The organism is Pseudomonas sp. CFBP2511 (genome assembly GCF_030209255.1).
Taxonomy (GTDB): domain Bacteria; phylum Pseudomonadota; class Gammaproteobacteria; order Pseudomonadales; family Pseudomonadaceae; genus Aquipseudomonas; species Aquipseudomonas avellanae.
This window is the reverse complement of record NZ_JARVSI010000026.1, coordinates 38,110-50,462: the sequence shown is the minus strand read 5'-3', so window position 1 is coordinate 50,462 and position 12,353 is coordinate 38,110. Positions and strand designations below refer to the sequence as shown.

The following is a 12,353-nucleotide window of genomic DNA, read 5'->3' as shown; positions in this document are numbered from 1 at the left end:
TCAGTTTGTCCATTTCGCAGGAAGGGCCATCGCTCAGTCTGCCGGTGGTCATTGTGCGAATTCCTTGGTCTGGCGTCGCAACGCGTCTTCCTGCTGCTGGTTTAAACCGAACGTCACTTGAGGTTGTGGCGGTTGCCAATCGGATGCGTGGGGATTGCGAACGTCGAACCAGCGCTGCTTGCCTTGTGCAAGGTCCTCCCAGGTGCCGCCGTACCAGCCAAGCCTGGAAATAGGGCCGAACCACTGGGCACTGGTTTGAGGGGGCTCTGCCGTAAAGAAGTAGCTGGCGGTGACAGGGTGCGAATAGCGCAGCACGCCTCGGCGCTGCCCCTCGAACCTGATAAACAAAATGTGCCTGAGATGGGCGAGCACAACGTCGGCGGGCGCGTCGCTTTCGATGATCAGGCCGGGCCAGGCGTCGGGTGCGTCATGAATGGCTTCCAGCAAAGGGCTGGTCGCCTCTAGCCAGAGGGGGCTCTGCTCCCGGTAGGGGACCAGTTCGGTCTTGTCGAACAGTGCCGTTGGCGCTGGATCGGGCAGCAGTTTATAAAGGTGTTCCAGTAACCGGTCGGTTCGTTCCAGCAGTACGTAAACGCTCATCGCTGGCCACCCGACAGCAAGGCTTTGCGACAGCCGCAATCGGCAAGTGGGCAGTCCGCAGGCGTTCCGCCCTTGGGTTTCTGACAAAGCTCCACTATCGGTCCAGGCCCGCTCAGGCGCTGCATCAGCAACTCCCCCGGTCCGTCGTTACTGGCCTGTTTCACCAGCCCCGGCAACAGAGGCGCTGCCTTCGTACCTGTTGCCGGCTGGCCGCCCGAATTGAGCCTTGTCAGCGGGCCTGCCACGGTCACGCCGCTGGCATCGATCTTGATAAAAGAGCCGCCAACGTTGACGGTGATCTCCATTCCCGACTCGATCACTATTTTATTCCCGGCGCTCAGGTGGATTTCCTTTCCGGCCTCTACCAGCAGGCCATCGCCGACCCGAATATGCCGAGCCCCACCCACGGTCAGATGATCATCCGCTCTGACTTCCGTCAGCCGGTCAGCCTCGACAGTACGGTGTTCCTGAGCCTTGAACTCGCTGTAACTGTTGGCTTCGACCCGGTCGTGACGCTCATGGCCGACGTAGATACGCTGGTCGTGCTCGATGTTCTGATCCCAGTCGCGTTGAGCATGAACATAGATCTGCTCCTGCCCGGCCCGGTCCTCGATGCGTAATTCATTGGAGCCCCCGCCGCCTGGGCTGCTGAGGGTCTTGAACACGCTGCGCGTCTGATGCGCGGGCAGTTCATAGGGCGGAAGGTGCTCGGCGTGGTACAGGCAGCCGCTGATCAACGGCCGGTCAGGGTCGCCGTCAAGAAAAGTCACCAGCACTTCCATGCCGATTCGCGGGATGGCCATGCCGCCATAACCATTACCCGCCCAGCTCGACGACACCCGCAGCCAGCAGCTGCTCTGGCCTGAACGATCCCAATGAAACCGCACCATGACCCGCCCGTGCTCGTCGCAGTGAATTTCCTTGCCCTCCGGGCCGGCGACCACGGCGGTCTGGCTGCTGGATATTCGTGGCTTGGGGTGACGCAAGGGCGGGCGAAAGATTGCTTTCCAGGGCGTAGCCAGAAAAGTATTGCGGTAGCCCTGATGAAAGTTGTCAGGGCTCTGGATCTCGTGCACGGACTCTTCAAGTACTTGCGGTTGACGGCCTTCATGGCGAACTTCAATCAGCAGCCACAACTCATTCCAGTCATCGTTGGGGTGTTCGCTCAGGGTCAGAAAATGGCCACTGACCAATCGCGGCTGATCGCTGTGCCCTTCGCCCAGCAAGTAGTCATGGCGATGACGTTCAAGCGCCCGCTGCGCGAGATGAGTGCCACGGTCCCGGTGCGTGAACCGCCCCGGATAATCGTAGTCTTCAAGCCCGATGCTGTTGTTGCCAACAGCCGCTCCCTCCATGGTCAGAAACGGCTTCTCGAAATGGTAATCACGGCGAGCGGTGCTCTCGGGGCGAGTCTCCAACCGTAGTTTGAAGCGCTTGATCACCGGCTCTTCGGCCAGCAGGGCGGTGTCCTGTTTATAGATCACAGGCCCCAGTTTCGGGAACACCGTTTGGTCATCGCCGAACACCAGTTGATGCGCCGTCGCGCTGTGCTCGAAGTGATAGTGCAAACCTTCCTCTTCGCACAGGCGCTGAATGAAGTGCAGATCTGATTCGTTGTACTGCACGCAGTATTCGCGTTCGGCGTGAGGCGTACCGGCATGGAAGTGAAAGGCATTGGCCAGCAGGCCGTGGTCCTTCAATACCTGCTCGATGATCTGCGGCACCGTCAGCCTCTGAAAGATGCGCTGATTGGTGCGATGAGCAAGTCGGGCCAGATGCGGGCGTAGCGTGATCGAATAGTGAGTCAGACGTCGCCCGGAGTCGCCCTGGGCAATCCGGTCGATCAAGCCGTGAACACCCCCGCCATCGGGCGCGAATTGCAGATAGGCTGGGTGATTCAGCAAACTCTCCAGATCCAGCGACGTGCGCTCGCTGACCAGCTCCAGCGTAAAGCAGAAGGGTTGACTGATGGCTTCGTGCCCGGTGAACGACAGGACCTGAAAGTCGTGATCGATACCGTTGAGGATCAGACTGAAACGGGCCTGGTGGGCCGATGCAAGCATGCCGAAATCTCTCCGCAGAAACGGGCCGTGTGCCCGTTGAATGACGAGAGAGATAACAAGAAAGGTGCCAGTTATTTTTTATGTATATAAATCAAAGACTTAAAATTCATTTTCTCGTTTTGGAGATTTTTTTCAGGCGAAAAATCATAAAAATTGCGCAAGATTCTGCGCGTGTTTACGCGATGTTGCGCACTCTTCTACGTCTCACCTGCTTTTTGCCTTATCTGACCTGCGCCCGCGCATTTTTCGTACAGTGCATAGTTAGTATGCTCAGAATCGCGCTTCTGCCATCCGCATCGACAAAATATGGCGATAGTCAGCTACTATAGGGCTGTTACGACTACACAGAAGCATTTCAAAAAATGCTCGACCGCTCCTCAATTTTCAGATCAGACTACATCTGCCTGCAATATCTTGAGGTTTTTTACCAGGCAAAATCAATAGGCTTGCTGGTGAATACTGTAAAATTAACAAGGATTCGTGAAGTTGGAAAAACAGTTATCAGGGAGAGTTGTATGAAACTACTGGCCATAGTTCAGGGGGATATCACAGACCACGGAGGGTATGTTATCAACGGCGATCAAACAAAGCGCATCAATGGTTTTCCCGCAGCGCATAGAGGCTGTGACGTAACCTGCCCACTGCACGGCGCTAGCAAAATTATTGGCGAAGAAAGCAACTTCCATATCGAAGGATACGTTATCGCGCTGGAGGGCGACCTGACCAGTTGCGGAGCACGCCTGATATCTCGACAGCAGAACTTCTTTCGGGTTGAGAGACGGTCGAGCGCTACAGTGTCCGCGCCTGGTATTTTGGTCAGTAGCGGTGAGGGGGCGGCTAGCGAGCTTGTGGCAGATGCGGTTGTGCAGCCAGTTGATTCAGCTATGGGTCAACAGGAGTCTAAGGTGTGCGATGAGCGTTTTCGTCTTTTCAATGAGAAACGCTCCAGCCTTGGCCATCTGGGATACGTGGTTGTGCAAGACCAACGTTGCACTGCCGTTAGCACGCTTGACGTGCAGGGTTATAGCCGCAGCCATACAAGCACCGCGGTTACCGCTCTGCAACTCGCTACCCACGCCCCCCGACCAGTCATGGAATAACACCAATGTCTCTAAATGATTTCCAGCGCACCAACGCCTTAGGCCCTGACACCTACTATGCCTTGCCCCAAGGAGCCTCGCACACCTACGCCCCGACAGACACACCAGCCAAAGAAGTCATTATCCAAAGCTTGGCTCTCTCCAGAATTCCGGCAGCCATGCGCAATATGGGTTGGGATACGGCAGCGGCGCTGATGCAGCGATGGTTTGACAGTCCTACCTGGGAGATGCCGGAGGAGTGAAAGGTGCAGGAAACACAGCCTGACCCAATGAGCCTGTCTCCCGCGCAGTGCGATGAAAGCATCGTGAAGATGGAATGGGCAATGCAGTTTGAGCGATGCAGGCAGGCTGTTGAGGAAGCTGAGTTACTTCTGACCACGGTCAATGCTAAAGCTCGTTTAAATATGCTGCTAAAAAAGGCAGGCTGGAGCGGGATAGGAGTAGTTGAACTAGGGTCCAATGCCATGACTGCGTTACAGATGGATTCCGTATCTCAATTAAACTTCGTTAAATTCGGTAACGTCTGGGATGTACTGGACGATATGTATGGCGCATTAGGGAAGGCGACATTAAAGGTAGGTGTTGTAGGGAGCGCTTTTAGCAAGATAGATAGCCTAACAAAAGAGAGGCACGAATGTTTTCATATAGATCAGATAGGGTTTTATATTCGCGATCACTATGATTTCAATGGCTTTCAATATCTGGGTGCTTGGACAGAAGATCATGCATTAACGAAAGCAGAGACCGTGATTTCCAAGACGCCACAGGGGAATTTAGTGATTAGACTGAAAGATGGACCCTTTGCAGCAATTTACAATAGCGATTTTCGGGAGTATAGAAGTGAAATGGGTAAGGGAGGAGATTTTGTTATCTATTCCGATATATTGTGGAAAAAAATTGATAGGACGATTGATTTAGGAACACGCCAATGAAGATGTCATCGACAAGGATAAAGTTTTTTTTGGCATATATTATAATGGCTTGTAGTCTTTGGACTGCTTCCGAGTGGTGGGAGAAAGCGCTAGCTAAAAGATCAGGAGTTCCACTCGTCAGTCCCGGTGGGTGCTATCGATTGGAAGCTTTCAAACCTTTTTGGGTACTGCCTGACATACTTCATAGAGAGCCGGACCCTAATGGGGTTAGATCGCCAAAATGGTTTCCATGGTGGGGCAGTCCCGGCTTTTATAGGCTGTACGATCATCGAAACGGAAAATTGATTTCAGAAACCGAGATTTATGATCGTGAGTCAGGAGCATGGGGGATGGATTGGGGTGAAGGCTCGGGTTTCGTTTACTCAGGGCTGATTCCTATTGGCCCGAATGTTCCTGATTGCATGCGTGATCGGCCCGCACAACAGAAAGCGCAATGAAAACGTAACATGACTGTAGACTTAACTCAGGCCGCTAAAGAGAAATGTTATGGGCTTTTAGATGTCTATGGTCCTAAGAAAGTTAAATAATGCGAATCATCAGCTATAGCACTGACGCTACAAGGGGACTTGATCATCAATTTAAAAGACGGGCCTTTTGCTGCGATTACAAACTATGACTTTCGCAAGCATCGAGAAAAAACGAAAAATGGAGGCGACTTTATTATTTATTCAGGCATATTATGGCGGGGGTTTGATCGAATTATAAGGTTGGGAGTCAGGAAATGAAATTGCTACCACTCCGGCTCAAATTTTTTATAGCTTGCATTATTATCGCCAGCAGCATCTGGATCGCATCGGAATTGTGGGAAAAGGGCTTGGCGCAACGATCTGGCGAGCCTGACATCAGCCCCGGAGGTTGTTATCGAGTGGAACTGTACAAACCATTCTGGATTCTTCCGATGATGTTTCATTCGATGCCACACCCAGATAGTGAGGTACCACGAAAGTGGCTTCCCTCCTGGGGCTATCCTGCGTTCTTTCGGCTCTATGACCATCGTACTGGCGAGTTGATTTCAGAGACCGAGATATACGATCTGGAGTCTGCGGGTGGGCAAATGTCTTGGGGGGACAGATCTGGTGAAATATCAGCTGGAATGATCTCGATTGGTCCTAATCTCCCTGACTGCATGGATGATGTTCCTACTCGCGTGCACCCTCAATGATGGCGGGCCGGGGGGCGCTTCAGAAAACGGATTTGGGGTGGATAGAGAATTCCGAGAACCATGCGCAACGGACTATATGAACGTCTTTGATTACCAGGCGGCGCTGGTCGATTCGATCGTAAGCGCTCCATAAACCCCATCTGCCAAAAACGGACAGCGCGTTTAGGAATGCAAACGAGGCTTGCAGTTCCAAGGCAGCAGGGCTTCGTAATCTTCAACTGATGTCGCCAGTGGCAGCCGTTCTAATGCGTGGCGCAGCCACGCATAGGGTTCTTGGCCGTTGGCTTTAGCGGTCTCGACCAAGCCGTAGAGTTGAGCACTGGCCGTTGCGCCCTTGGGGGGATCGCTGAATAGCCAGTTCTTGCGTCCGATCACAAACGGTCTGATCGCACGCTCGGCCGTATTGTTGTCGATAGGCAAAAATCCAGCTTCGGTATAGCGCACCAGCTTTTGCCAGTTGCTGGCTAGATAACTGATCGCCTTACCCAGCTCATTTTGCGCAGTGACGTGAGACGGCGTTTTCTCTATCCAGGCGAGCAACTGAGTCAGCACTGGTACGCTGTTTTGCTGGCGAGCTTCATAACGCTGCTCATCGCTGCCTTCTTTTAACGCCCGCTCTATACCGTAAAGCTTGTTGATAAAACTCAGAGCAACATCAACCCGCCCGGTTTTGCCCTTGGGCTGCACTTTTTGTGCTTCTACGAACTTGCGACGAGCATGCGTCCAGCAACCCAGGCGCTCGACCCCGGCTTGCGCGCCAAGCGCGTTGCAACCGGCGTACCGCCTCCTTCCCTCGTTAAGATACGGCCACCTGATTCCTTGAAAATCTGCGATTACACAAAGCGAGCGGCGCGGTTTTCCCCCAACAAAAAACCCTTATTCAACTCCGTCACCTCGCGAATGTAATCCCACAACAACGTGATCCGTTTCAGCTTCCTCAAATCCTCCCGGCAGTACATCCAGAATTGCCGGGTAATGTTCACCTCTTCCGTCAGCACCGGCAGCAGGCGCGGGTCCTGCGCGGCGAGAAAGCACGGCAGGATTGCCAGTGCGCGGCCCTGCAAGGCGGCGGTGTATTGGGCGATGACGCTGGTGCTGCGCAGTTGCGCCTGGGCGTTGGGGAGCAGGTTGCTCAGGTACAGCAGCTCTGAGCTGAACGCCAGGTCGTCGACGTAGCTGATGAATACGTGTTCGCTGAGGTCGGCCTTGCGCTGGATCGGCGCGTGGTTGTCCAGGTATTCCTGGGTCGCGTACAGGCGCAGGCTGTAGTCGCAGAGTTTGCAGCACACGTACGGGCCGTGTTCCGGGCGCTCCAAGGCGATGACGATGTCTGCTTCGCGTTTCGACAGGCTGATGAAGTGCGGCAGCGGCAGGATGTCCACCGAGATGCTCGGGTAATTGTCGAGAAAGTGGCTCAGTTGCGGGGTGATGAAGAAGCTGCCGAAACCCTCGGTGCAGCCCATGCGGATATGCCCGGACAAGGCCACGCTGGAGCCGGAAACCTGTTCGCAGGCCATGTGCAGCGTGCTTTCGATGGACTCGGCGTAGCCCAGCAGGCGCTGACCTTCGGCGGTCATGATGAAGCCGTTGTTGCGCGACTTCTCGAACAGCAATGTGCCGAGCGAAGTTTCCAGCGAATTGATACGCCGCGACACGGTGGTGTAGTCGACCGCCAGGCGCCGGGCCGCGCTGCTGACTTTGCGAGTGCGTGCCACTTCAAGGAAAAATTTCAGGTCATCCCAGTTCAACCCGCTCAGGGATGTGATGTTTTTTTGCATGTTGACCCTGCTTTTATCTGCGTTCTTGTTAGAAGTTTGCACATCTATACTCCAAAGCACGCCCCCTGACCAACTCAAAACAATACTGCCGGGAAACCACGGCGATCCGCTTGCAGATGCACCGGACGCGTGGCTTTTCTGAAGGGAGACCGCTGCCATGAATGCCTCATTGAACGACACTTCGACCACCGTTGCTCGCGTGAAACTGCTGATCAACGGCGAGTGGATCGACTCGCAAAGCGGTGAATGGCAAGACATCGTCAACCCGGCCACTCAGGAAATTCTCGCCCAAGTGCCGTTCGCGACGAGCGATGAAGTGAACGCTGCCGTTGCGGCCGCCCACGCCGCCTATCGCACCTGGCGTGACACGCCCGTCGGCGCTCGCATGCGCATCATGCTCAGGTTGCAGGCGCTGATCCGTGAGCACTCCAAACGCATTGCGGCGGTGTTGAGCGCCGAGCAGGGCAAGACGCTGGCGGATGCCGAAGGCGATATCTTTCGCGGTCTTGAAGTGGTCGAGCATGCGTGCTCGATCGGTACGCTGCAAATGGGCGAGTTCGCCGAGAACGTCGCCAGTGGCGTCGATACTTACACCCTGCGCCAACCCATCGGCGTGTGCGCGGGCATCACCCCTTTCAACTTTCCGGCGATGATTCCGCTGTGGATGTTCCCGATGGCGATTGCCTGCGGCAACACCTTTGTCCTCAAGCCCTCCGAACAGGACCCGCTATCGACCCTGCTGCTGGTCGAACTGGCGGTCGAGGCGGGTGTGCCAGCGGGCGTACTCAACGTGGTGCATGGCGGCAAGGACGTGGTGGACGCGATCTGCATGCACAAGGACATCAAGGCGATTTCCTTTGTCGGCTCGACCGCTGTCGGCACGCACGTTTATGACCTGGCCGGACGGCATGGCAAGCGCGTGCAGGCGATGATGGGGGCGAAGAATCATGCCGTCGTGCTGCCCGATGCCAATCGTGAGCAGACGCTCAACGCGCTGGTGGGCGCAGGCTTTGGCGCAGCAGGGCAGCGTTGTATGGCGACGTCCGTGGTGGTATTGGTCGGCGCGTCGAAGCAGTGGCTGTCGGACCTTAAAGCGTTGGCGCAGAAACTCAAGGTCAATGCCGGTCACGAGCCGGGCACGGACATCGGTCCGGTGATTTCCCAGCGGGCGAAGCAGCGCATTCTCGACCTGATCGAAAGCGGCGTGCGCGAAGGGGCGACCCTTGAGCTGGATGGCCGGGAAGTCTCGGTGCCGGGCTATGAAGGCGGCAACTTCGTGGGGCCGACGCTGTTCTCGGGTGTGACCACCGACATGCAGATCTACACCCAGGAAATATTCGGCCCGGTGCTGGTGGTGCTGGAGGTCGACACGCTGGATGAAGCGATTGCGCTGGTCAACGCCAACCCGTTCGGCAACGGCACGGGCTTGTTCACACAAAGCGGTGCCGCAGCGCGCAAGTTTCAGAGTGAGATCGACGTCGGCCAGGTGGGCATCAACATACCGATTCCTGTACCGGTGCCGTTTTTCAGTTTCACCGGCTCGCGGGGTTCCAAGCTGGGTGATCTGGGGCCGTATGGCAAACAGGTGGTGCAGTTCTACACTCAGACCAAGACCGTCACCAGCCGCTGGTTCGATGACGACAGCGTGAATGATGGCGTGAATACCACGATCAATCTGCGTTGAGTGCTGCCTGTCAGCCAGGCCAAGGAGAACAATAATGAACATCGCATTTATCGGTCTGGGCAACATGGGCGCGCCCATGGCTCGCAACCTCATCAACGCCGGGCACAGCCTGCATGTGTTCGATCTGAACAAGGATGTACTGAGCGAATTCGCCGGGCTGGGCGCAAAGGTCAGTGATTCACCCAGGCAAGCCGCTGAGGGCAGTGGACTGGTCATCACCATGCTGCCTGCCGCTGCGCATGTACGCAGCGTGTACCTGAACGACGACGGCGTGTTGAAGGGGATTGCGCCCGGCGTCCCGGCCGTTGATTGCAGCACTATCGACCCGCAAACGATCCGCGACATCGCCGCTATAGCTGCGCAACAAGGTGTCGTATTGGGTGACGCGCCAGTATCGGGCGGCACCGGCGGCGCGCAGGCCGGGACGTTGACGTTCATGGTCGGCGGTTCGGCGCAGCACTTTGCAGCGCTCAAGCCGGTGCTGGAAATAATGGGCCGCAACATCGTGCATTGCGGCGAAGTGGGCACAGGGCAGATCGCCAAAATCTGCAACAACATGCTTTTGGCGATTTCCATGATCGGTGTTTCAGAGTCGATGGCCTTGGGCAGCGCGCTGGGCATCGACACCGAGGTGCTGGCCAGCATCATCAATACCTCGACCGGCCGTTGCTGGAGCTCCGAGGCGTACAACCCCTGGCCTGGCATCGTCGAAACTGCGCCCGCATCGCGCGGCTACAGCGGCGGCTTTGGCGCGGAGCTGATGCTCAAGGATCTGGGGCTGGCAACCGAGGCCGCGCGCGTTGCGCATCAGCCGGTGATTCTCGGTGCCATCGCCCAGCAGCTTTATCAGGCGATGAGCCTGCGCGGCGATGGCGGCAAGGACTTCTCGGCGATCATCGAGGGCTATCGTAAAAAAGCGCTTTGACAGAAAAGAGGCCGGGGCGGCCCTGCTGCCCCGAAATGTTGTCACATCTTGTCCAACCTTCCTGAATGCAGATGCATACGATTCTCTTTTACTTGTGAATCGTAAGGAAGCTCCATGCATTCTCCTCTTCGTTTGCGGCCTGCGGCTGTGATGGTCAAACTCGCGCTGGCCTGCCTGGCTGCGGGCCACGCTCATGCTGCCGAGCCCGTGGTCGAGCCCGCCAATGTGCTGTCGCTTGATGACGTGGTGGTCACCGCTTCCGGCTTCGAGCAGAACCTGGAGGATGCACCGGCTTCGATGACGGTGATTACCGGCGACGAATTACGCAAGAAATCCTTTCGCGATCTGACGGATGCATTGCGCGACGTCGAGGGCGTGACCGTCAATGGCGGGGCCAACGAAACCGATATTTCCATTCGCGGCATGCCTGCTGATTACACGCTGATTCTGGTCGATGGCAAACGTCAGAGCGCCCGTGAATCGCGGGTCAACGGCAACAGCGGTTATGAGCAGAGTTTCATTCCGCCCGCCGAGGCCATCGAGCGTATCGAGGTGGTTCGCGGGCCCATGTCATCGTTGTACGGCTCGGATGCGATTGGCGGGGTGATCAACATCATCACACGCAAGGTCACGTCGGAGTGGGGCGGTTCGGTCACCTACGATTACTCGGCGCGTCAGCACAGCGATCAGGGCAACGCGCGCCAGACCCAGTTCTTCCTCAGTGGCCCGATCAAGGAAGACTTTTTGGGCTTGCAGGTCTGGGGACGCTACCTGGATCGTCAGGCTGACGACGACGTCGAAACCACCAACGGTTTCAGCAAGGCAGACCATCGCGACCTGACTGCACGGCTGTCGTTCACGCCGACTGTCGACCACGACATCCTCCTGGAAGCCGGTGCCACGCGCCTCAAGAATGGCGATGGCGTGAGCGCCAACTGGGCCACCCGTGAGCAGGAAAACAACCGCGATCACTGGTCGATCTCGCACCAGGGCCGTTGGGGCTGGGCGACCTCGGACGTGTCGCTGGCGTATGAAAAATCCAGCCGTGAAGGCGAGGCTAGCGCAACCCAGACGGACGTATTGGGACGCAAGCCTGAAGTTGAAAACCGGGTGCTCGACGCCAAGCTGGTGATGCCCACCGAACGCAATATCACCACCACCGGCCTGCAGTGGAACGACACCACGGTGACCGACTGGAATCAAGGGCTGGGCGACCGTAAGGACTACGAGTTCTCGGTGGTGCAGAAGGCGCTGTTCGCGGAAAACGAATGGTCGATGACCGACACTTTTGCGCTGACCACCGGCCTGCGCATGGACCACCACGAACAGTACGGCGTGCATTTCAGCCCTAGGGTTTATGGCGTCTGGCGCGCTACCGATGACTGGACCATCAAGGGCGGTGTTGCGCGAGGCTTCAAGGCCCCTGAAGTGCGCGCCGTGGTGCCGGGTTATTCTTACCTGCGTCGCAACCGGTTCGTGATGTTCGGCAACCCGGACCTCAAGCCGGAAACCAGCACCAACTACGAGCTGTCGGCGCTGTGGTCCAACCGCAACGACCTGTCGGCGGGTGCGACGGTGTTCTACAACGATTTTCAGGACAAGCTTTCTACCGTGACCACTACCGAAGTGTGGAATGGTTTTATCGTCATGGATCGGGTCAATGTCGACAAGGCCGTCATCAAGGGCGTCGAGCTCAATGGCCGTTGGGACATCACGCCTACGGTCGCGATCAAGGGCAATTACACCTACACCGACTCCGAGCAGAAAAGCGGCGCCAACGCCGGTGCTCCGTTGGCGCTTACGCCGGAGCAAAAAGCCAATCTGCGCGCCGAGTGGAAACTCAACGACCGTACCCAACTGTGGGCCTCGACCAATTATTACGGCAAGGAATACGGCAACACCCTCACTGACGTGGCCGCGCCAGGCTACACCACAGCCGACCTGGGCGGCTCTTATGAACTGAGCAAAAACATCTCGCTCAACGCCGCGCTGTACAACGTGGGAGACAAGCGACTGGATGACGAAACCTACGGCACCGTCAACTACGGCCGCACGCTGTGGGCGAGCACCACTGTACGGTTTTGAGGTGGTACTTATCGTTCCTTGTGC

The 12,353-nt window shown here is 56.6% G+C and carries 10 protein-coding genes and 2 pseudogenes; 8 read left to right on the top strand and 4 right to left on the bottom strand.

From position 1 onward, the window contains the following. Positions 1–48: 48 nt before the first annotated feature. Together QRN38_RS22010 and QRN38_RS22005 are read right to left on the bottom strand one after the other, a co-directional pair. A complete protein-coding gene (locus QRN38_RS22010; protein ID WP_057418734.1) occupies positions 49–600 on the bottom strand; it encodes a DUF4123 domain-containing protein in 552 nt (183 codons plus the stop codon). Next, positions 597–2,663 carry a type VI secretion system Vgr family protein gene (locus QRN38_RS22005; protein ID WP_054089626.1) on the bottom strand — a complete coding sequence of 689 codons (2,067 nt, stop codon included), beginning with the start codon at positions 2,661–2,663 and terminating at the stop codon, positions 597–599. Before QRN38_RS22005 ends, QRN38_RS22010 begins: the two co-directional genes overlap by 4 nt. 515 nt (positions 2,664–3,178) lie before the next feature. Between QRN38_RS22005 and QRN38_RS22000 the strand changes: the two genes are divergently transcribed. The 5 genes and pseudogenes from QRN38_RS22000 (at position 3,179) to QRN38_RS21980 (ending at position 5,857) form a co-directional block, all read left to right on the top strand. Next, positions 3,179–3,763, top strand: a complete 585-nt coding sequence (locus QRN38_RS22000; RefSeq protein WP_024666009.1) for a PAAR domain-containing protein — start codon at positions 3,179–3,181, stop codon at positions 3,761–3,763. 5 nt (positions 3,764–3,768) lie between these two features. Further along, positions 3,769–4,695, top strand: a pseudogene (locus QRN38_RS21995) (DUF6402 family protein). Then, positions 4,692–5,132 (top strand): hypothetical protein, encoded by a 441-nt coding sequence (locus tag QRN38_RS21990; protein WP_079216472.1) that lies wholly within the window; start codon positions 4,692–4,694, stop codon positions 5,130–5,132. The pseudogene QRN38_RS21995 and the gene QRN38_RS21990 overlap by 4 nt, the downstream one beginning before the upstream one ends. A 129-nt stretch (positions 5,133–5,261) precedes the next feature. Further along, positions 5,262–5,420 (top strand): DUF6402 family protein, encoded by a 159-nt coding sequence (locus QRN38_RS21985; protein WP_375233353.1) that lies wholly within the window; start codon positions 5,262–5,264, stop codon positions 5,418–5,420. Then, complete coding sequence (locus QRN38_RS21980) at positions 5,417–5,857, top strand: hypothetical protein (RefSeq protein ID WP_005769225.1); 441 nt, start codon at positions 5,417–5,419, stop codon at positions 5,855–5,857. Before QRN38_RS21985 ends, QRN38_RS21980 begins: the two co-directional genes overlap by 4 nt. Before the next feature lie 162 nt (positions 5,858–6,019). Here the strand turns inward: QRN38_RS21980 and tnpC are convergent. Both tnpC and QRN38_RS21970 read right to left on the bottom strand, forming a co-directional pair. Beyond that, a pseudogene (gene tnpC / locus QRN38_RS21975) lies at positions 6,020–6,637 on the bottom strand (IS66 family transposase); the annotation flags it as partial. A 53-nt stretch (positions 6,638–6,690) separates the two neighbouring features. After that, entirely contained in the window at positions 6,691–7,635 is a 945-nt protein-coding gene (locus QRN38_RS21970; RefSeq protein ID WP_005769228.1) for a LysR family transcriptional regulator, read from the bottom strand. A 157-nt stretch (positions 7,636–7,792) separates the two neighbouring features. Here QRN38_RS21970 and QRN38_RS21965 point away from each other — a divergent pair, with 157 nt between their 5' ends. The 3 genes from QRN38_RS21965 (at position 7,793) to QRN38_RS21955 (ending at position 12,329) form a co-directional block, all read left to right on the top strand. Then, on the top strand, positions 7,793–9,319 hold the full coding sequence (locus QRN38_RS21965) for a CoA-acylating methylmalonate-semialdehyde dehydrogenase (RefSeq protein ID WP_057418732.1): 1,527 nt from the start codon (positions 7,793–7,795) through the stop codon (positions 9,317–9,319). A gap of 34 nt (positions 9,320–9,353) precedes the next feature. Continuing rightward, complete coding sequence (gene mmsB / locus QRN38_RS21960; RefSeq protein ID WP_011103280.1) at positions 9,354–10,244, top strand: 3-hydroxyisobutyrate dehydrogenase; 891 nt, start codon at positions 9,354–9,356, stop codon at positions 10,242–10,244. Between the two features lie 114 nt (positions 10,245–10,358). Continuing rightward, positions 10,359–12,329 carry a TonB-dependent receptor domain-containing protein gene (locus tag QRN38_RS21955; protein ID WP_057418731.1) on the top strand — a complete coding sequence of 657 codons (1,971 nt, stop codon included), beginning with the start codon at positions 10,359–10,361 and terminating at the stop codon, positions 12,327–12,329. Positions 12,330–12,353: the final 24 nt, after the last annotated feature.